The 19,378-nt window shown below is 52.7% G+C and carries 20 protein-coding genes; 8 read left to right on the forward strand and 12 right to left on the reverse strand.

The genetic code is table 11. The features are described from left to right. Positions 1–159 precede the first annotated feature (159 nt). Positions 160–1,629, forward strand: coding sequence for a DUF2867 domain-containing protein (locus FAZ14_RS13930; RefSeq protein ID WP_016943740.1), 1,470 nt, complete (start codon positions 160–162; stop codon positions 1,627–1,629). 107 nt (positions 1,630–1,736) lie between these two features. On the opposite strand, the gene FAZ14_RS13935 is transcribed toward FAZ14_RS13930, so the two are convergent. Continuing rightward, positions 1,737–2,609, reverse strand: a complete 873-nt coding sequence (locus FAZ14_RS13935) for an N-acetylmuramoyl-L-alanine amidase (RefSeq protein ID WP_016943739.1) — start codon at positions 2,607–2,609, stop codon at positions 1,737–1,739. Then, positions 2,606–2,932 (reverse strand): heavy metal-binding domain-containing protein, encoded by a 327-nt coding sequence (locus FAZ14_RS13940; protein ID WP_016943738.1) that lies wholly within the window; start codon positions 2,930–2,932, stop codon positions 2,606–2,608. Before FAZ14_RS13940 ends, FAZ14_RS13935 begins: the two co-directional genes overlap by 4 nt. A 350-nt stretch (positions 2,933–3,282) precedes the next feature. Between FAZ14_RS13940 and artP the strand changes: the two genes are divergently transcribed. The 5 genes from artP (at position 3,283) to FAZ14_RS13965 (ending at position 7,172) form a co-directional block, all read left to right on the forward strand. Next, a complete protein-coding gene (gene artP, locus FAZ14_RS13945) occupies positions 3,283–4,011 on the forward strand; it encodes an arginine ABC transporter ATP-binding protein ArtP (RefSeq protein WP_192810590.1) in 729 nt (242 codons plus the stop codon). A 17-nt stretch (positions 4,012–4,028) separates the two neighbouring features. Continuing rightward, the gene (artJ, locus tag FAZ14_RS13950) at positions 4,029–4,760 is read left to right on the forward strand and encodes an arginine ABC transporter substrate-binding protein (protein WP_016943736.1); all 732 of its coding nucleotides are present in this window, start codon (positions 4,029–4,031) and stop codon (positions 4,758–4,760) included. Positions 4,761–4,775: 15 nt separating this feature from the next. Beyond that, positions 4,776–5,492, forward strand: a complete 717-nt coding sequence (artQ, locus tag FAZ14_RS13955) for an arginine ABC transporter permease ArtQ (RefSeq protein ID WP_153508718.1) — start codon at positions 4,776–4,778, stop codon at positions 5,490–5,492. Further along, on the forward strand, positions 5,492–6,163 hold the full coding sequence (gene artM, locus FAZ14_RS13960; RefSeq protein ID WP_016943734.1) for an arginine ABC transporter permease ArtM: 672 nt from the start codon (positions 5,492–5,494) through the stop codon (positions 6,161–6,163). Before artQ ends, artM begins: the two co-directional genes overlap by 1 nt. A gap of 274 nt (positions 6,164–6,437) precedes the next feature. Next, positions 6,438–7,172 (forward strand): arginine ABC transporter substrate-binding protein, encoded by a 735-nt coding sequence (locus FAZ14_RS13965; protein ID WP_153508719.1) that lies wholly within the window; start codon positions 6,438–6,440, stop codon positions 7,170–7,172. Positions 7,173–7,317: 145 nt separating this feature from the next. On the opposite strand, the gene rlmC is transcribed toward FAZ14_RS13965, so the two are convergent. The 9 genes from rlmC to nfsA all read right to left on the reverse strand — a co-directional run bounded on the left by rlmC (position 7,318) and on the right by nfsA (position 15,915). Next, on the reverse strand, positions 7,318–8,448 hold the full coding sequence (gene rlmC, locus FAZ14_RS13970; protein ID WP_153508720.1) for a 23S rRNA (uracil(747)-C(5))-methyltransferase RlmC: 1,131 nt from the start codon (positions 8,446–8,448) through the stop codon (positions 7,318–7,320). Between the two features lie 64 nt (positions 8,449–8,512). After that, positions 8,513–8,965 (reverse strand): YbjO family protein, encoded by a 453-nt coding sequence (locus FAZ14_RS13975; protein ID WP_268906968.1) that lies wholly within the window; start codon positions 8,963–8,965, stop codon positions 8,513–8,515. A 108-nt stretch (positions 8,966–9,073) separates the two neighbouring features. Continuing rightward, on the reverse strand, positions 9,074–9,919 hold the full coding sequence (potI, locus tag FAZ14_RS13980) for a putrescine ABC transporter permease PotI (protein WP_012884985.1): 846 nt from the start codon (positions 9,917–9,919) through the stop codon (positions 9,074–9,076). Continuing rightward, positions 9,916–10,875, reverse strand: a complete 960-nt coding sequence (gene potH, locus FAZ14_RS13985) for a putrescine ABC transporter permease PotH (protein WP_016943730.1) — start codon at positions 10,873–10,875, stop codon at positions 9,916–9,918. Before potH ends, potI begins: the two co-directional genes overlap by 4 nt. 14 nt (positions 10,876–10,889) lie before the next feature. Continuing rightward, positions 10,890–12,017: a putrescine ABC transporter ATP-binding subunit PotG gene (potG, locus tag FAZ14_RS13990; protein WP_038926434.1), complete on the reverse strand. Its 1,128-nt coding sequence runs from the start codon at positions 12,015–12,017 to the stop codon at positions 10,890–10,892. Between the two features lie 116 nt (positions 12,018–12,133). Then, the gene (gene potF, locus FAZ14_RS13995) at positions 12,134–13,243 is read right to left on the reverse strand and encodes a spermidine/putrescine ABC transporter substrate-binding protein PotF (RefSeq protein ID WP_016943728.1); all 1,110 of its coding nucleotides are present in this window, start codon (positions 13,241–13,243) and stop codon (positions 12,134–12,136) included. Between the two features lie 401 nt (positions 13,244–13,644). Then, positions 13,645–14,124, reverse strand: a complete 480-nt coding sequence (locus tag FAZ14_RS14000) for a YbjN domain-containing protein (protein ID WP_012884989.1) — start codon at positions 14,122–14,124, stop codon at positions 13,645–13,647. Between the two features lie 153 nt (positions 14,125–14,277). After that, positions 14,278–15,180: a 30S ribosomal protein S6--L-glutamate ligase gene (rimK, locus tag FAZ14_RS14005; RefSeq protein ID WP_016943726.1), complete on the reverse strand. Its 903-nt coding sequence runs from the start codon at positions 15,178–15,180 to the stop codon at positions 14,278–14,280. 12 nt (positions 15,181–15,192) lie between these two features. Continuing rightward, positions 15,193–15,915: an oxygen-insensitive NADPH nitroreductase gene (gene nfsA, locus FAZ14_RS14010; protein ID WP_016943725.1), complete on the reverse strand. Its 723-nt coding sequence runs from the start codon at positions 15,913–15,915 to the stop codon at positions 15,193–15,195. Positions 15,916–16,411: 496 nt separating this feature from the next. Between nfsA and FAZ14_RS14015 the strand changes: the two genes are divergently transcribed. Then, positions 16,412–16,669, forward strand: a complete 258-nt coding sequence (locus FAZ14_RS14015; protein ID WP_016943724.1) for a GrxA family glutaredoxin — start codon at positions 16,412–16,414, stop codon at positions 16,667–16,669. 82 nt (positions 16,670–16,751) lie between these two features. On the opposite strand, the gene FAZ14_RS14020 is transcribed toward FAZ14_RS14015, so the two are convergent. Next, a complete protein-coding gene (locus FAZ14_RS14020; protein ID WP_038926437.1) occupies positions 16,752–17,123 on the reverse strand; it encodes an inner membrane protein YbjM in 372 nt (123 codons plus the stop codon). 346 nt (positions 17,124–17,469) lie between these two features. On the opposite strand from FAZ14_RS14020, the gene FAZ14_RS14025 reads away from it, so the two are divergent. After that, positions 17,470–19,158 (forward strand): aspartate:alanine antiporter, encoded by a 1,689-nt coding sequence (locus FAZ14_RS14025; protein ID WP_012884995.1) that lies wholly within the window; start codon positions 17,470–17,472, stop codon positions 19,156–19,158. The last annotated feature ends 220 nt before the right edge of the window (positions 19,159–19,378 follow it).

A 19,378-nucleotide genomic window follows, 5' to 3' on the forward strand; every position in this document is an offset into this window, starting at 1 on the left:
TGATTTTTACATAATCTATCTTTTACATAATCTATTGTTTCTTATGGCCGGTTAGCTCGTATGGCCTATTATTTCGTAGGGTCTGCATGGCGGACGTAAATATCGACAGGGACACCGCTGCCGTTTTAAGTTGCGTTGTTGTGGCAGGAGCAAAGATACATGATGACCGTCAAACCCGCCCCGATTCTTATCCTTGGTGCCAGCGGCTATATCGGCCGACACCTCCTCACACGACTGAGTCAACAAGGTCAACCGCTGATCGCCGCCTCACGTCATATTGACTCTCTGGCAGCGCTCCATCTTCCCGGTGTGCGCTGTGAATACATCGATTTAATGAAGCCCCATACGCTGCCTGAGGGGCTATGGCAGGCCGATACGCTCTATTATCTGGCGCACAGCATGGGTGACGGTACCGATTTTCTGGAGCGGGAATACCAGTCGGCGCAAAACCTGCGTCAGGTACTCCGTACCAGTCGTATCCGCCAGATTATCTATCTGGGTTCAGCACAGACCGACAAGCACCCATCGACCCATATGCAGGCACGTAAACTGACGGGTGATATTCTGCGCAGTAGCGGTATACCGGTCACTGAACTGCGTGCGGGGATCATCGTCGGCCCGGGTTCCGCTGCTTTCGAAATCATGCGTGATATGGTCAACAATTTACCGGTGCTGACACCACCACGCTGGGTACGCTCGAAATCCTCACCGATCGCGCTGGAAAACCTGCTCACCTATCTGGCAGAAATACGGCACCACCCTGCCGAACAGCATCGCATTTTCGATGCCGCCGGGCCGGAGTACCTCAGCTACCAAACCCTGTTCGAACGGTTTATTCGCCTGACCGGCAAACGCCGTCTGTTGCTTCCGGTTCCCGTACCAACCGCGTTGATCTCCGCCTGGTTTCTCAACCTGATAACCTCAGTGTCCAGTTCTACCGCCCGGGCGCTGGTGCAAGGGCTACGGCATGACTTGCCAATGGACGATAGCAAACTGCGACGTCTGATTCCGCAGCGGTTATTGACCTTTGACGACGCGGTGCGGGCTACGCTGGATGATGAGAAAGCGGCGGCACAACACCCTGACTGGGCATTTGACCCGGATGTACAGGCGCGCTGGCGTCCTGATTACGCCTTCTACCCGAAACAAGCCGGTTACAGCCACAAGACCAACGCCAGTAGTCAGGCACTGTGGAACATCGTGCAGCAAGTCGGTGGGAAGCACGGTTATTTTTACGCCAATCCGTTGTGGACCATTAGGGCCAAAATAGATGACTTGTATGGCAATCAGGTGGTCTATAGTCGCCCGGAGCGGTCGGAATTGATGGAAGGCGACCTTATCAACGGCTGGAAAGTCATTCGGCTAAAACCGCTGCACCAGTTGGTGCTGTTGTTTGGAATGAAAGCCCCTGGGCTTGGGCGACTGGCGTTTTCTATTGACGAGCGTGGCACCTACCGGGTGCTGGATGTTCGAGCCTGGTGGCATCCGGCAGGTTGCAGCGGGTTAGGCTATTGGTTCCTGATGATGCCCGCACATTTATTCATATTCCGTGGCATGGCACGCCGTATCGCCGCGCTGGCGCAGGAAGTGGAACAACAAGACATCGTTCGCCTTTCTCATCACGATTAATCATCTACCTTGACAGCCCACCTGCCTTGGCTAACAAGGCAGGTTTCACACTGTGCGGTGCAGTGCCATACCGTTCGTGTTGTCACAGAGGAGACGCAGGAAAAACCTCATGCTGCGCCCTTACACGATGCCGCGCCGTATTTTTCCAACAGAGCATCAACAATCGCTTCGGTTTCCGCATCAGCCTCACCGTCGTAGCGCTGCTGCCGGAAATGCATCTGGAATGCCGCCACGACCTGTTTCTGCTGACGGTCGGTCATCCCCTCTTTGACCTCATAGCCATAACACGCCAGTTTTGTGAGCAACACGGTTCTGTCGACCGGCATCGTTTTCTCTCTGTCACCCAGATAGAAACGCACTCGCGCCGCGTCCGGCCAGGCACCGATCCCCGACTGTGCCAGTTGCCGCCAAGGGAATAACGGGCCTGGGTCAACCTTGCGCTGGGGTGCTATATCGCTGTGACCCACCACATCCTGCGGGGCAATGTGATGGCGTGCGATAATGTCACGCGCCAGATGGGTGACCAGTGCAATTTGCTGCGGTGTGTAGGGTTGCCACCAATGCGTGCCAGACGCCGTCTGACGCCAGCCGGAGTTTTCCTGCTCGATGCCGACGGACGTCGCGTTCAACTGACTGTAGCCACGCCAGTAACTGGCACCCGCATGCCAGGCAGCCTGTGATTCTGGCACCAGTCTCCACACCACGGGTTTACCGTTTACCTGCGGCGGATAAGCGGGAACCAGATAATGCGCACTGACTTGCTCAGCCGTGAGCGTCTCCAGCGACGAATCCAGGTCTTCAGCCGTGTAATGTAACACCAAAAAACGGACTCGCTCACCGCGACTGACCGCCGAAGACGATAGATCTAGCTGGTAATCGCCTTCATCGACATACCGCTTATGTGCCTGACAGCCTGCCAGCACGATCACCGCCATCAGTACTGCGCTTCGCCACACCAACCGAATCGCCTTTCTTGTCATGAACCACGGACCACAACCGCCGTGCCGCTGACGGACACCATCAACATGCTGGCGTTTTTCCCCACGGTTTCATAATCAATATCGATACCGACGATAGCATTCGCCCCCAATTCCTCGGCTTGCTGCTGCATTTCACGAAAGGCAATTTGCCGGGCATGGCATAACTCTTTTTCATAGGCACCGGAACGACCACCAACAATGTCTCGAATACCGGCAAAGAAATCCCGAAAGATGTTGGCACCAAGAATGGCTTCTCCGGTCACCACGCCGCAATAAGTTTCAATAACCCGTCCTTCCAGCGTGGGTGTTGTCGATAACAGCATCATGCCTCCCCGTATTCAATATTCATTTGCCTGACCAACCGTGTTTTTCACAGTCTTCTTACGCTTTTATAGCAATTTCCGCCATTAACAACGCATTTTACAACACAGAAGTCATCAATCGCCTGTTTTAACAACGAACTGCGCCAGAACCGGGTAACCTTATAGCTGAAGATTGTGTGCCACAGTACGGCGATTGCCTTGACAAATCCACCACCATCGCGGCAAAGCGAGATTTTGTGCTAAAATAGCGACAATAAGTCGTGTATTCGCAAATTTTAACCCGTGGCGATTGCATAACTATTCTGCCGAGGCTACCATTTGCGGCATCAATGTCTATTCAATTCTTGCGCATGAGTATTCAACTAAACAGCATTAACTGTTTCTATGGCGCACATCAAGCGCTGTTCGATGTCACCCTTGATTGTCCATCCGGCGAAACGCTGGTATTGCTCGGCCCCAGTGGTGCTGGCAAAAGTTCATTATTACGGGTACTGAACCTGTTGGAAACGCCCCGTTCCGGCACCCTGAGCATCGGCGGTACGACGTTTGATTTTAGCCAGACACCCGGTGAGAACGCGATCCGTGTGCTGCGCCGCAATGTCGGCATGGTGTTCCAGCAGTATAATTTGTGGCCGCACCTCACGGTGCAGCAAAATCTGGTCGAAGCCCCCTGCCGCGTACTGGGCCTCAACCGTCAGGAAGCACATACCCGAGCGGAAAAACTGTTGAGCCGCCTGCGACTGAGCGACTTTGCCGACCGCTACCCGCTCCACCTTTCGGGTGGTCAGCAGCAACGCGTTGCCATTGCCCGCGCGTTGATGATGGAACCGCAGGTACTCTTGTTTGACGAACCGACCGCCGCTCTCGACCCGGAAATCACCGCTCAGGTGGTGAGTATCATTAAAGAATTGAGCGAAACCGGTATTACTCAGGTCATCGTCACCCATGAAGTCGATTTCGCACGTAAAACCGCCAGCCGCGTGGTGTATATGGAAAATGGCCGCATTGTGGAACATGGCGACGCCTCACACTTTTCCCAACCACAAACGCCCGAGTTTGCTGGCTATTTATCTCACTGATAGATAAGGATAATAACATGAAGAAACTGCTCGTTGCCGCCCTGCTCGGCGGCTTAAGTCTTTCCGCTAGCGCAGCTGAGACCATTCGTTTTGCCACGGAAGCCTCCTACCCTCCGTTTGAGTCGGTAGACGCCAGCAACCAGATCGTCGGTTTTGATATCGATCTTGCTAACGCACTGTGTAAACAGATTCAGGCTACCTGTACTTTCAGCAATCAGGCATTCGATAGCCTGATCCCTGGCCTGAAATTCCGTCGCTACGATGCGGTCATCGCCGGTATGGATATCACCCCAGAACGCCAGCAGCAGGTGTCATTTACCCAGCCGTACTATGAAAACTCAGCGCTGTTCATCGCCCAGAAAGATAAGCTGGCTGACATCGCCGCGCTCAAAGGCAAACGCGTCGGCGTACAGAATGGCACCACACACCAGAAATACCTGCTGGATAAGCATAAAGACATCACCGTTGTGCCGTATGACAGCTATCAGAATGCTGTGCTGGACCTGAAAAATGGCCGTCTGGATGCCGTCTTTGGTGACACCGCCGTCGTGAATGAGTGGTTGAAAGAGAACCCGAACCTGGCATCTGTCGGCACTAAAGTGACCGATAAAGACTACTTTGGCATCGGTTTAGGTATTGCGGTTCGCCAGAACAATGATGAACTGGTGAAAAAATTCAACGATGCGCTGAACAACATCAAGCAGGATGGCACCTACCAGACCATCTACAAGAAATGGTTCCAGCAGTAATCCGATAGAAAATCAATGATTGAATTTCAACCTCTAGCAAGCGCCGCCGGGATGACCGTCGGCCTTGCCGTTTGCGCTCTGGTGCTAGGGCTACTGCTGGCAATGCTGTTTGCCCTGTGGGAAACCGCGCGCTGGAAAGTTATCAGCGCCTGCGGCACCGCTGTCGTCACGTTACTGCGCGGTTTGCCTGAAATCCTGGTGGTGCTGTTTATCTATTTTGGCTCATCGCAATTGATGCTGATGCTGTCAGATGGCTTCATGCTCAATCTCGGTGTGGTACAGATCCCCGTTAAACTGGCGATAGATAATTTTGAAGTCAGCCCGTTTCTGTGTGGTGTGATTGCCTTGTCGCTGCTGTATGCCGCCTACGCATCGCAAACGCTGCGTGGCGCGCTGAAAGCGGTGCCACAAGGGCAATGGGAGTCTGGTCAGGCTCTGGGCATGAGCAAAGGCGTGATTTTCCGCCGTCTAATCATGCCACAGATGTGGCGTCATGCCCTGCCTGGATTAGGCAACCAGTGGCTGGTACTGCTCAAAGACACCGCGTTGGTTTCGCTTATCAGCGTGAATGACCTGATGCTGCAAACCAAAAGTATCGCCACCCGCACGCAGGAACCCTTTACCTGGTACATGATTGCAGCCGCTATCTATCTGGCGATTACGCTGTTAAGTCAGGTGATCCTGAAGAAAATTGAAACACGCGCCACACGCTTTGAACGGAGGCCGTCCTGATGCTGGGTTACATTCCCGAACTGCTTAAAGGGTTGCACACCAGTCTGATGCTGACGCTGGCGTCGTTACTGCTGGCATTAGTGCTCTCGCTAGTGCTGACAGTGATTCTGACGCTAAAAACCCCGGTACTGTCCGTTCTGGCTAAAGGCTATATCACCTTGTTTACCGGTACCCCGTTGCTGGTGCAGATATTCCTGATTTATTACGGTCCGGGTCAGTTTGAGTCGATTCGCCATATAGACTGGCTATGGAATCTGTTATCACAGCCGTGGTTGTGTGCAGTCAGCGCGCTGGCGTTGAACAGCGCCGCGTATACCACACAGCTGTTTTATGGTGCCGTGCGGGCGATTCCATCCGGCCAATGGCAGTCTTGTGCCGCGCTGGGGATGAATCAACGCCAGACGCTGCGTATCCTGCTGCCGTTTGCGTTTAAACGCGCGCTCTCTTCGTATTCCAACGAAGTGGTGTTGGTGTTCAAGGGGACCTCGCTGGCTTACACCATTACCCTGATGGAAGTAATGGGCTACGGCCAATTGCTGTATGGTCGCACTTACGATGTATTGGTGTTTGGCGCGGCAGGCATCGTCTATCTGTGCGTCAATGGCCTGCTGACGCTATTGATGCGCCTGATCGAACGACGCGCACTGCGGTTTGAACAACGCAACACCTGAATCATCAGCAAGCATAACGTAATAACTGATTACGCCAGCGTTTACGCTGGCGTTTTTTATGCACGAAGCTCATCCCTGCCAGAAAAAACCAACGTAAATTATGCTTTATTTTTACTCAGATCAGCCCCTGATTGTGGCATCCAAGCCAGTAATACGCAAAATAAAATGAATTTATAGTCATATTATTTGCATATAAATACATTTAATGGCATGGTATCTACATCCTTACCAACAGTTATTATGTTGGTATATATAAAATAATCTGGAGTACCCCATGAGAAAACTTATTCTTGCCGCACTGCTGGCCAGCACCACCTTTAGCTCACTGGCAACAGAAACCATTCGTTTTGCTGCATCAGCTACCTATCCACCGTTCGAATCACTGGATGCCAACAACCAGATCGTCGGGTTTGATATCGACCTCGCTAATGCGCTGTGTAAACAATTACAGGCGACCTGTAGCTTCACCAATCAGGCATTTGACAGCCTGATTCCGGCGCTGAAATTCCGTCGGTACGACGCGATTATTTCCGGTATGGACATCACCCCGGAACGCAGCAAACAGGTGGCGTTTACCCAGCCTTACTACGCTAACTCAGCTATTGTCATCGCCCAGAAAGGCAAGTTCCATTCATTGGCTGACCTGAAAGGTAAGCGCATCGGTATGGAAAACGGCACGACTCACCAGAAATTCCTGCAGGAAAAACACCCGGAAGTGACAACCGTCCCGTATGACAGTTACCAGAATGCGCTTATCGACCTGAAAAACGGCCGCCTTGACGGCGTATTCGGCGATACTGCCGTGGTCAACGAATGGCTGAAGAACAATCCGGACTTAGCCACCGTCGGCGAGAAGATCACTGATCCGGCCTATTTCGGCATTGGGTTAGGCATTGCCGTTCGCCCGGATAATCAGGCGTTACTGGAAAAACTGAATGGTGCGCTGAATGCTATCAAGGCTAATGGCACCTACAAAGCCATCAACGACAAGTGGTTCCCGCAGCAGTAAAACTGATGCCCCTCACGCTGCCGGTAGCTGCCGGCAGCGTACTGAGGAAAAAACGGTGGAGCGAGGAAGGACTAAAGACAACGGTTACATCGGCAAACGCCCCTCTCTGGCGTATCTCTCTTCTCTCTTCTCTCTTCTCTCTGGATTAGGCACGCCATTGCAGTAATGTCAGTACCTCATAATGCGCGGTATGCGGGAACATATCGAACAACTGCACCTGCTGTATCTGGTAGGCGGGCAAACGTGCGATATCTTTCGCCATACTTTCGGCATTACAACTGGAATACAACAGATACGGCGGCGCCATGCGACTCAGGTAGTCGCACAGTTCAGCACCAATCCCCCGCCGCGGTGGGTTAACGATCACCAGATCCGGCGTCTGCATTTCACCAACCGCAAAGCGGGTGGAATCAAGCGCGGCAAAACTGACATTATGAAGCCCCAGTTGTGTCGCCGAGTGCTTCGCACAGGCAATCGCTTCCGGGCTAATTTCAATACCGGTGAGCGCGCTATCCGGCCCGGCGCAATGCAAACCGAATCCCCCCACGCCACAAAAGAGATCCCACAGGCTGCGTATCGGCAACGTCGACACCCACTGCCGTGCCGTGTCGTACAATGCGGCGGCAACCGTCGGGTTGGTCTGGAAGAAACTTTGCGGCCGAATATACAACGGCACCTGGTTAAAGCGATCTTCCAACGCCTGTGCTGGCGTTAACGGAATCTCCTGCTCCCCTTCCAGTATCGCCTGATGAACGGGCTGGATATTCGCCGATATCACCGTCAACTGCGGCAACTGCTGTTGTAACCACGGTAACGCGGCGCGCAGTTGCGCCAGTTTCGTTTCGGAACGCAAAACCAGCCGCAGCATAAAACAACCACTCAGGGTACTTTGCGTCAGCAGCAGGTACTTCAGCTCTCCCCGCCGCCGGGCGACGTTATAGGGCGTCAAACCTGCTCGGGCGATAAAGACTTTTAACACGCTAAACACCGGTGCAAAACTGTCGGGATAGAGCGGGCAGTCACACAGATCCACCGCCGAACCGTCACGGTGCAACATCCCCAATAGCGGGCGTTCCACACTACCGCTGACCACCATCTTGGCTTTATTGCGAAACGCGGTCTGTGGTGAGGTGAACGGCGTCAGCCAGCGTTCGACCGGGTGAGCGGCCAGCAGCGTCGACAAGTGCTGTTGCTTATCCATTATCTGCTGTGGGTAGTCGGTTTCCAGCCATTGGCAGGAACGGCACGAACCGTCGGTATAGCGGGAACATTGCATGGAAAATCTGAAATCTGTCGTTAACGTCAAAGGGGGCCGATTGTATCACCCCCACGCAGGAAAGTTAGGGATGGCGAGTAAAAAAACGCTGGCTACGCCGGGGCAGGAACAACAGCAAAATCAGCAGAAAATCCGGCAATCGCTGCATCAACAAATGGTGAAGGATTTCGCCGACGCCGTCGCCGCTGACGTGAAAAATCGGTGGCAAAAACTCCACTAACGACGCCGTCAGCATATAAACCGTAACCAAACACTGGGTTATCAGGAAACACCAGCGTCCCCAGTTCAGCCCGCTGAGAACCGCGAACCCACAGCGGATTTCAAGGCATACCACCAGCAGGGCCGCCAGCAACACCAGCGTACTGTCCCACTGCTTTGCGCTACTGCTAAGCCAGCCACCAAAGCCGCTCCACCCCAGTTCACTGATGGTCAGGACGATACCCATACACCGGGTGGCGATAATCGCCCATCCCGCCACCATCACCGCGACAGGTGCGAATACGCCACGCTGTAGCAGTTCCCGTTTGCCGTACAGTATGATTGCATTCCCCCTGAAATGACCACGCCACCAAAAGTATGGCGGCGTGGTGAGAATTGGCAAGTTCAGGAGGAAAGCAAAATGCTGTCAGCCACGCCTCGCTTTTTGCAAATCACGCTGGCGCTGCTTTTCCGCCCGAGCCATAAACCACCAGGCAATCAAACCGATAATGCCTACCACCAACAATATCAGAGATGCCAGTGCGTTAATCTGCGGGTTAACGCCCATTCTTACGCTGGAAAACACCAGCATCGGCAGGGTCGTAGCACCAGGGCCGGAGACAAAGCTGGCAATCACCAGATCATCCAGCGACAGGGTAAAGGCCAGCAACCAACCCGATACCAGTGCCGGAGCAATCATCGGTACGGTAATGATGAAAAAGACCTTCAGCGGTGTTGCGCCTAAATCCATTGCCGCTTCTTCAATCGAATGATCCAACTCACGCAGGCGGGCACTGATCACCACAGTGACATACGCCGAACAGAAAGTGACGTGCGCCAGCCAAATGGTCAGCATTCCGCGCTCTGCAGGCCAGCCAATAGCTTGCGCCAGCGACACAAACAGCAGTAATAACGACAGCCCGGTGATCACATCCGGCATCACCAGCGGTGCGGTCAGCATAAAAGCAAACCCGTTAGAACCACGGAAATTGCCAAAACGTACCATCACCACCGCCGCCAGCGTGCCCAATACCACCGCCATGGTGGCCGAGGCCGCCGCGATAGTCAGGCTCAGCGCCACCGCGCTTATCATGGCTGAATCTTCAAACAGCGCGCTATACCACTGGGTAGACCACCCGGCCCACACCGTCACCAGCCGGGAACTGTTGAAGGAGTAGATAACCAGCATCAGCATCGGTGCATACAGAAAACTGTATCCCAGCACCAAAATCAGCGTCCGCCACGGTGAACGCACAACCGGTAAATTGTTCATGCCTGATCCTCCGCGGCTTTATTCTGGTGTTTATGGAACCAGATGATCGGAATAATCAGCAGGAACAGCATCACCATCGCTACCGCCGAGGCGACCGGCCAGTCACGGTTATTGAAAAACTCTTGCCACAGAATACGGCCAATCATGATGCTATCCGGCCCGCCTAACAGCTCAGGGATCACGTATTCCCCTACTGTCGGAATAAACACCAGCATCGACCCGGCAATAATGCCACCTTTGGTCAGCGGCACAATCACGCTAAAAAAGGTTTTGACCGGCCTAGCCCCCAAATCCAGCGAGGCTTCCACCAGCGAATAATCCAGTCGGGTCAGCGCGGTATAAATCGGTAAGACCATAAACGGTAAGTACGAATAAACCACGCCGATATACACGGCCAGATTGGTGTGTAAAATCACCAGTGGCTGATCGATGACCCCAAGCCAAAGCAGGAAATTATTCAGGATACCGTTATCTTTCAAAATCCCCATCCACGCATACACGCGAATCAGGAACGAGGTCCACGAGGGCAGGATCACCAGCAACAATAGAATATTGCGGGTAGACGGCTTACTGTGCGCTACCGCCCAGGCCATCGGATACCCAACCACCAGACAACACAACGTCGAAACCGCCGCAACTTTCAGCGATTGCAGGTAAGCATCGATATATAACGGGTCAGACAATAATTGCAGGTAGTTGCCGATATTCAGGCTGATTTGCAGCCGATCGTCCGCCCATGCGATCAGATCCGTATACGGTGGTACCGTACGTGCCATTTCGGCGAAACTGATCTTAAAGACAATCAGAAACGGCAGCATAAACAGGCACAACAGCCACAGATAAGGCAGCGCGATCACCAGTTTGCGGCCATGCGCCAGGCGCAGGCGCGCCAGCGTTGCGCGCAACGGGCTCATCGGCTGGCCCGGCGGTTCATGTTGTTCAGATAACATCGCCATTGCGTCTTCTCCCGTTATACCGTCAACACCACGCAACTGTCCGCATCCCAGCACAGGCGCACTTCATCTCCCCAGGTGGGCGAACCTTTGCGAAAACGGTCGGCGTTTTGCAACTGGGCACTGATCGTCTGCCCGCTGGTTAACCGGACATGGTAAATAGACAGATCACCCAGATAAGCGATGTGCACCACCTCGCCCACGGCAAAGTTACACCCATCTGTTGGCACTTCGTCGCACAACATGATTTTTTCCGGGCGCAGCGCAATATAGACCGGCACGCCGTCCACCACCGATACATCGGAATTGACCTTCAGCGGATGCACCAACCCCGGACTTTGCACAATAAGCGCATCGTCCTGACGCTCTTTCAACAGCCCTTCGAACATATTGACTGAACCGATGAATTCGGCGCTAAAGCGCGTATTCGGGTTTTCGTATATTTCTTCCGGCTCGCCAATCTGCACAAATTTACCGCGATTCATGATAGCGATACGGCCTGCCATGGTCATGGCCTCTTCCTGATCGTGGGTCACCATCACGCAGGTCACCCCCACCCGTTCCAGAATGTCGACCACTTCCAGTTGCATGCGATCGCGCAATTTCTTATCCAGTGCGCCCATCGGTTCGTCCAGCAACAGCAATTTCGGACGTTTCGCCAGACTGCGCGCCAGCGCCACACGCTGACGCTGACCACCAGAAAGTTGATGCGGTTTGCGCCCGGCAAATTCCTGCATGTGCACCAGCGTTAGCATCTCTTCCACGCGATCGTTGATTTCACCGCGCGATAACTTGTCCTGCTTCAGGCCGAAAGCGATATTTTTTTCCACCGTCATGTGCGGAAATAACGCATAGGACTGAAACATCATGTTGATCGGGCGCTGGTAAGGCGGCACCAAAGACAGGTCCTGTCCATCCAGCACAATTTGTCCCTGGGTAGGCTGCTCAAAACCCGCCAGCATACGCAGCAGTGTGGATTTACCACACCCTGAAGCCCCCAACAGGGCGAAAATTTCGCCTTTATAGATGGTCAGGCTGACGTCATCAACCGCAAACTGACCATCATACGCTTTGGTCAGGTTACGCACTTCCAGCAACGGCGTGGCCGCTTTCTGGGGTTTGGGGCGGGGGATCGCTTCGTTCACTTAATTTGCTCTCCGGCAAAAGCAGAACAAAATCGCAGCCACATGACTGCGACACAAATAGCACAAACAGGCGGGGTAAGCCGCCTGTTGCATGGAAGTGGAGTCAAGGACAGCAGTTATTTCCCGCTTTTTACCTTGGTCCACGAGCGTGTAATCACACGGTCAATCTTGGGTGATTGCACCTTAAGCGTAAACAACTTGGCGCGAATATCCGCTGGCGGATAAATATTCGGGTTATTACGCACGTCATCTTTCACCAGTGCAGTCGCCTCTTTATTGGGGTTGGCGTAATACACATGGTTACTGATGTTGGCAATCACCTCCGGTTTCAGCAGATAGTTAAGGAACTGATAGGCTGAATCCAGGTTCTTGGCATCTTTCGGAATGGCGAAGACGTCAAAGAATGCCAGCGCGCCTTCCTTCGGAACGCTATAGCTGATATTCACGCCATTTTTCGCCTCTTTCGCCCGGTTGGCTGCCTGCATGACGTCGCCAGCCCAGCCGATCGCCACACAAATATCACCGTTGGCCAGATCGTTAATGTACTGGGATGAATGGAAATAGCGAATGCTCGGACGCAGTTTCAGCAGTAAATCCGTGGCGTCTTTGGTGTAATCCGATTCATTGGTACTGTTCGGATTTTTACCCTGATAGTTCAGCACCGTGGCATAAATCTCAGCCGGTGCGTCAAGGAAGGATACGCCACAGCTCTTGAGCTTCTCCAGGTTCTCCGGCTTCAACACCAGATCCCAGCTGTTAACCGGCGCATCTTTACCCAGTACGGCCTTAACCTTGTCGACGTTATAACCAATACCGGTGGTTGCCCACAGGTACGGCACCGCGTACTTATGACCCGGATCGTGTTCTTCGATGAGCTTCATCAGCTCAGGATCAAGATTTTTGTAGTTCGGCAGTTTGCTCTTATCCAGTGGCTGGAAGACACCAGCACTGATCTGGCGCCCCAGAAAACTGGCAGAAGGCACTACCAGGTCGAACCCTGTGCTGCCGGCCATCAGTTTGCCTTCCAGCACTTCGTTGGAGTCAAACACGTCATACACGACTTTTATGCCACTCTCTTTCTGGAAGTTTTCCAGCGTGTCAGGCGCAATATAATCAGACCAGTTATAGACGTGCAGCGTTTTCTCTTCCGCCGATGCGGTGACGGACGCGGCCACCATTAAGCCGGCTAACACTCCCGAAAGCCATTTTTTACGTTGGGTGAACATCCGTTCCTTCCTCCATACCAGGGGTAAATACAGGGGGGTGAATGCACAGTGTCAGCAAATAACACCGTTCTATGTTTCTTCATGCTCAGAATAACAACAGGCTCTGAATAACAACGATGATGCATGGCTATGCATCCGCGTTTTTCATCATTAACACATTATTGGCTACAACGTTATTATCTGAACCATACAGAAATAAAGCATAACCGCACTATTCCGCCTGTACCATACCAGAAAGGAAAAAACAGGTTTTATCGATTATTTATTCACAATTTATCTATGTGCTACGCCCTGAAACGGCAAAGGCAGAAAAACATCCGGTTTAGATAATAAAAAACCGCAGTAAATGCGGCTTAAATAAATAAGCAAAACTGATGACCAGCTATTGATCCATAACGTAATCAATGCAGGCTTGAGGTGTTGAATCGTTCAGCAGGGCTCTCTTCCTCATCACCCAAAAACAGCAGATTATTGGCACTGGCTTCCATAATAACCATGGAAACCTGCTGCTCAGCCTGCTCCATGAAATGGCGGAACTGTTCCAGAGTCATCCCCGCACCGGCACTGAATGTCTGGCAAACGATCAATTTGGGCAGGTTATCGTCCTGAATATCAAGAAACGCTTTAGCCGTCAGTGAGCTGGCGTTGATCTGGCTTAGATTACTCATCAATGGGATCAGGGCGGTGGGTTTCACTTCCGCCAGCGCGGAAAACAGGATGACGCTGTCGGCCATATCAACCTTGGCGTCAAACACCCCGTCAAAATTCTGCATGTGCGGCAAATGCAACGCCTGACAAGAATCACATTCGAAGTAAATAATGCCCAGTTGATCCAGCCACCGCCGAAGCAAATTCAAATCAGGGACGATGATTGAATCCATCTTGACCGCCTCATATTTCATGGAGATAAAAACCTGACCTACGCAATGCCTAACTCAGGAATAGCCGGGCCACTCGTCATCACGAACTGGCCATTACAGCGCGTCAACGCGCTAAAAAACACATGGGCGCAACATATATCACCCGCAATACTCTCACCCGGTTCTGGCTACCCGGGATACGGAGCGATGATGTTGTTCAATATATTCGATCATCATCCCTGCGATATCCAGCCCGGTAGCGGTTTCGATACCTTCCAGCCCGGGTGAGGCGTTGACCTCCATGACCAGAGGCCCTCGTGCCGAACGCAGTATATCAACACCCGCCACATTCAGTCCCAATGTTTTTGCGGCCTTTACCGCAGTTGCACGCTCTTGCGGCGTGATGCGTACCCGGCTGGCCGTTCCCCCCCGGTGCAGGTTGGAGCGAAAATCGCCCGGTTTAGCCTGCCGCTCGATAGCTGCTACCACGCGCTCGCCAATCACCAGACAACGGATGTCTTTCCCTTGTGCCTCACGTACATATTCCTGTACCAGGATATGCGCATTAAGGCCCCGAAAAGCATCAATAACACTTTCCGCCGCCTGCTGGGTTTCCGCCAGTACTACACCAATACCCTGAGTGCCTTCCACCAGCTTCACCACCAGCGGTGCCCCACCGACCATTTTGATCAGATCCGCGGTATCATCCGGTGAATGGGCAAATCCGGTGATCGGTAAGTCAATACCCTGGCGTGCCAACAGTTGCAATGAGTGCAGTTTGTCGCGGGCACGGATGACCGACATCGCATTATTCAGCACCATGCTGCCCAGCATTTCAAACTGCCGTAACACCGCCGTACCATAAAAAGTAATGGCGGCGCCGATGCGCGGGATCACGGCGTCATAGTGCCCGAGATGACGCCCACGGTAATGCACTGATGGCGCGGCAGAATTAATGTTCATGTAACACGACAGCGGATTGAGCACCTCGATATCATGCTGCCGCTCTTCCGCCGCCGCGCATAGCCGCTTGCAAGAATAGAGAGAACCGTCCTGTGACAAAATGGCGATTTTCATAGCGCTCCAGTACTACCGGGTGGCCCAGCCCTGCTGGTGCAGGTAGTCTAGCATGAACGGACGGCGCTCTTTGCTCAGGGTGCGCCGAATTTGGTCGCTCCAGCACTCCATACGCTGATTGCTGTCGCGATGGCGATAATACTCAACGATATGCTGATCGTATTGTGCCAGTAAGACACTATCCAACGGTTGATAGCGGTTTTCATGCACGACCAATGCCGCCGGTAAACGCGGTTTGAGGTCAGGCTGCATCGCCGGATACCCAAGGCATAACCCAAACAACGGCAGTACCTGCTGTGGTAGCGCCAGCAGGCGCGTAACCTCAGCAATCTGATTACGAATGCCGCCAATGAAAACACCGCCCAACCCCAGCGACTCTGCTGCCACCAGCGCGTTTTGTCCCATCAGCGCCGTATCAACGCTGCCAAGCAGCAATTGTTCGGCCAGGCCCAGTTCGGCCTGCGGGTAGATTTGCTGATGCCGATAAAAATCGGCGCAGAATACCCAAAACTCAGCGGCCTGCCCCACCCACGGCTGTTCGCCGGTCAGGTGCACCAGTTGCGAGCGCAGCGCCTGATCAGTAATACGGATTATCGAACTGCATTGCAGAAAGCTGGACGTCGAGGCACTTTGCGCGGCGGCAATAATCGCGGTCCGCTGCTCATCACTAAGCGACTGGTCGGTAAACGATCGGATGGAACGGTGCTGGCGTAACAGTGAAATGGTTGGCGTCACGTTGAATATCCCTGAAAAACAATGGTGAGATGACACACGCTGACGACGTGGGCTGCACAAATTATAGGGCTTGGGGCGCATCGTTTAGCGATAAACAACTTATATCCGCCATACGTCACGTTGCAGAGGCGCTGGCTTTCTCATTGCCCACTCACATTCCCCATCAATGTCACGCATCAATAGGCTACGCCCTGGCACCACCGCAGTCTCACGCCATCAAGAACATCAGTGAGTATATGTCAGACCTGTCGGTAGACCAACGTTACACGCGATTTTAGTCAATCGTGGTCAATAGATGCGACGAACCACGACACAATATGAGTACAGGCAAACAAAACAAGACATAGATGACGCTAATCGTTATAACAGGCAATGACTACTTCAGATCGCCACGGATTGCGGGCATAGTAACGCGGTTGGCGAAAACCGTTTACAATTATGGGTAGGTCGTGATAACAGAGATACCCAGATAACATAGAGATGTTAAGGAGTTTACATGTACGCAGTTATTTTTGGTCGTCCTGGTTGTCCTTATTGTGTCCGAGCCAAAGAACTGGCTGAAAAATTGACCGAAGAGCGCGACGATTTCAATTACCGCTACGTTGATATTCATGCAGAAGGCATCAGCAAAGCGGATTTGTCTAAGACAGTGGGTAAACCGGTAGAGACCGTACCTCAGATTTTCCTGGATGAAAAACACATTGGCGGCTGCACTGACTTCGAAGCCTATGCCAGAGAGCATCTGCTTAATTAATCCGGCTGAGTTTATCTGCTCATCACCAAGGCACCGGGAGTGCCCTGGTGATTGTGACTCCCCGTCGCGGGCATATCAGCGCTTAACGTAAATAATGCAGACTCACCGCCCGTAAGAAGAGAAACGCTAACGCTCCCATCAGACACCAGAACACGGCGCTACAGAGATAAGCCAGTTCCTGCCAGAACGACAGACTGGGGAAATACCACAGTTGCAGCACCAACAGACAAACAGGTATCGCCACCAGCGCGCCCATAAGGGGATAACGCAATCGCCGATTACGCGACAAGTAGCTTGATGCCATTCCCGGCAATAAAAACAACAGCATCCCCGGATCACCATGAAAGCCGTCTTCCAGCGAAGTCCCCACGATACGCATCTTTTGACTTAAAAATACTAACGTAAACAAGACAAAACAGCTGACAACGCCCAGCCACCCTCTATTGCCTGCCATGTGAGCCTCCCCGAAATAGACTAAACCTGCGCATAACGGAGCAACGGTTGTCGCCCACTACCATCATGCGCAGCAGGTATCCCTGATGGGACGAAAAGCCAGCTTCGCGGTGATTTATCGGTATCACCGGCTGGTTGTCCGCCGGAGAAATCACTAAAATGACTGCGTCATGCCAGACGGTATTTCCCGTCTTTTGAGACGTTGCCGGATAAAAAACAATGGGGTCCGCTCCTTTCTTATCATCATAGTGTCGTCCAGACATGGTCAGCGCCCCTTTAATGGGGTAAATTTAGTCTAAATTATTTTTTATATCAATAATTTACCAGTAAACAACAAGTTACATTCCATGAATATAAACGTCGCTGATTTGTTAAACGGGAATTACATTCTGCTGTTATTCGTCGTTCTCTGTTTAGGTCTTTGTCTGGGGAAACTGCGGCTCGGCTCGGTTCAACTGGGTAATTCTATTGGCGTTCTGGTGGTGTCGCTGTTACTGGGACAACAACATTTCGCTATTAATACCGAGGCGCTGAACCTTGGCTTTATGCTTTTTATCTTTTGCGTAGGTGTTGAAGCCGGTCCCAACTTTTTCTCGATTTTTTTCCGGGATGGTAAAAATTACCTGATGCTGGCGATGGTGATGGTCAGTAGCGCATTGCTGATAGCGCTGGTGTTGGGCAAGGTATTCGGTTGGGGGATAGGTCTGACCGCCGGTATGCTGGCCGGTGCCATGACCTCAACCCCCGTACTGGTGGGGGCTGGCGATGCGCTGCGTAACACCATTAGCCTTGGGCCACAGTTGTCGATAACGCAGGAGCAGTTGAGCCTCGGTTACGCTCTGACCTATCTGATTGGTCTGGTCAGCCTGATATTTGGTGCTCGCTATCTGCCTAAATTACAGCATCAGGATTTGCCGACCAGCGCCCAGCAGATTGCCCGTGAACGCGGGCTGGACACCGACAGTCAGCGTAAAATCTATCTGCCAATCATTCGTGCTTATCGCGTCGGCCCTGAACTGGTGGCCTGGGCTGATGGTAAAAACCTACGCGAGCTGGGTATTTATCGCCAGACCGGATGTTATATCGAACGTATCCGGCGTAATGGCATTCTGGCGACACCGGACGGCGACGCCGTACTGCAATTAGGGGATGAAATCGCACTGGTGGGATATCCCGACGCGCACGCTCGCCTGAACCCCAACTTCCGCGACGGCAAAGAAGTGTTCGAGCGCGAACTGCTGGATATGCGGATAGTGACCGAGGAGATTGTGGTGAAAAACCACAATGCCGTAGGTAAGCGTTTAAGTCAGTTGAAACTGACCGATCACGGCTGCTTCCTCAACCGCATCGTACGCAGCCAAATCGAGATGCCCATTGATGACGGCGTGGTATTGAACAAAGGTGATGTCCTGCAAGTCAGCGGCGACGCCCGCCGGGTAAAAAGCATTGCGGATCGCATTGGCTTTATTTCCATCCACAGCCAGGTCACCGATCTGCTGGCGTTTTGCGCCTTTTTCATCATCGGTATTATGGTCGGGTTGATTACCTTCCAGTTCCGCAATTTTTCCTTCGGTATCGGCAACGCCGCCGGTTTACTGTTTTCCGGCATCATGCTCGGTTTTTTACGCGCCAACCATCCGACGTTCGGTTATATCCCTCAGGGCGCATTGAATATGGTGAAAGAGTTCGGGTTGATGGTGTTCATGGCTGGGGTGGGACTCAGCGCAGGCAGCACCATCAATCATAGCTTTGGCGATGTTGGCATTCAGATGGTGCTGTCCGGGTTGATTGTCAGCCTGCTGCCGGTCGTGGTCTGCTTCCTGTTTGGTGCCTATGTGTTGCGCATGAATCGGGCGTTGCTATTTGGTGCCATCATGGGCGCTCGTACCTGTGCACCCGCTATGGAGATTATCAGCGATACCGCTCGCAGTAATATCCCGGCGTTGGGCTACGCCGGAACCTATGCCATCGCCAACGTACTGCTGACACTGGCCGGTTCGTTGATTGTGGTTATCTGGCCGCAATTGCCCGGCTGAGGTGATTTTGTAAAGCAACGTCAATTTTTTTTCAAATTACGCAGAACTTTTTTCCAGGGGTAAAGTCTGAGTTAATGCCACTGCTTTTCTTTGATATCCCTGAATTGAGGAGCCCGTCGTTCACGCCGGTTAGGTTCAAGAACGACGGGCATTTTCTTTTAGGTATGCCCGTTAGGTATGACCCAAGAGTTCCCTTCCACACCTTACGTCACCTGTGCCG

The sequence above is a fragment of the Dickeya oryzae genome, from assembly GCF_009372235.1.
GTDB classification, from domain to species: Bacteria; Pseudomonadota; Gammaproteobacteria; order Enterobacterales; family Enterobacteriaceae; genus Dickeya; species Dickeya oryzae.

Bases quoted from the DNA above. Each gene is read 5' to 3' on its own strand.
- FAZ14_RS13930 (WP_016943740.1), top strand. From the start codon at position 160: ATGATGACCGTCAAACCCGCCCCGATTCTTATCCTTGGTGCCAGCGGC.
- FAZ14_RS13935 (WP_016943739.1), bottom strand. From the start codon at position 2,609: ATGACAAGAAAGGCGATTCGGTTGGTGTGGCGAAGCGCAGTACTGATG.
- FAZ14_RS13940 (WP_016943738.1), bottom strand. From the start codon at position 2,932: ATGCTGTTATCGACAACACCCACGCTGGAAGGACGGGTTATTGAAACT.
- artP (WP_192810590.1), top strand. From the start codon at position 3,283: ATGAGTATTCAACTAAACAGCATTAACTGTTTCTATGGCGCACATCAA.
- artJ (WP_016943736.1), top strand. From the start codon at position 4,029: ATGAAGAAACTGCTCGTTGCCGCCCTGCTCGGCGGCTTAAGTCTTTCC.
- artQ (WP_153508718.1), top strand. From the start codon at position 4,776: ATGATTGAATTTCAACCTCTAGCAAGCGCCGCCGGGATGACCGTCGGC.
- artM (WP_016943734.1), top strand. From the start codon at position 5,492: ATGCTGGGTTACATTCCCGAACTGCTTAAAGGGTTGCACACCAGTCTG.
- FAZ14_RS13965 (WP_153508719.1), top strand. From the start codon at position 6,438: ATGAGAAAACTTATTCTTGCCGCACTGCTGGCCAGCACCACCTTTAGC.
- rlmC (WP_153508720.1), bottom strand. From the start codon at position 8,448: ATGCAATGTTCCCGCTATACCGACGGTTCGTGCCGTTCCTGCCAATGG.
- potI (WP_012884985.1), bottom strand. From the start codon at position 9,919: ATGAACAATTTACCGGTTGTGCGTTCACCGTGGCGGACGCTGATTTTG.
- potH (WP_016943730.1), bottom strand. From the start codon at position 10,875: ATGGCGATGTTATCTGAACAACATGAACCGCCGGGCCAGCCGATGAGC.
- potF (WP_016943728.1), bottom strand. From the start codon at position 13,243: ATGTTCACCCAACGTAAAAAATGGCTTTCGGGAGTGTTAGCCGGCTTA.
- FAZ14_RS14000 (WP_012884989.1), bottom strand. From the start codon at position 14,124: ATGGATTCAATCATCGTCCCTGATTTGAATTTGCTTCGGCGGTGGCTG.
- rimK (WP_016943726.1), bottom strand. From the start codon at position 15,180: ATGAAAATCGCCATTTTGTCACAGGACGGTTCTCTCTATTCTTGCAAG.
- FAZ14_RS14015 (WP_016943724.1), top strand. From the start codon at position 16,412: ATGTACGCAGTTATTTTTGGTCGTCCTGGTTGTCCTTATTGTGTCCGA.
- FAZ14_RS14020 (WP_038926437.1), bottom strand. From the start codon at position 17,123: ATGGCAGGCAATAGAGGGTGGCTGGGCGTTGTCAGCTGTTTTGTCTTG.
- FAZ14_RS14025 (WP_012884995.1), top strand. From the start codon at position 17,470: ATGAATATAAACGTCGCTGATTTGTTAAACGGGAATTACATTCTGCTG.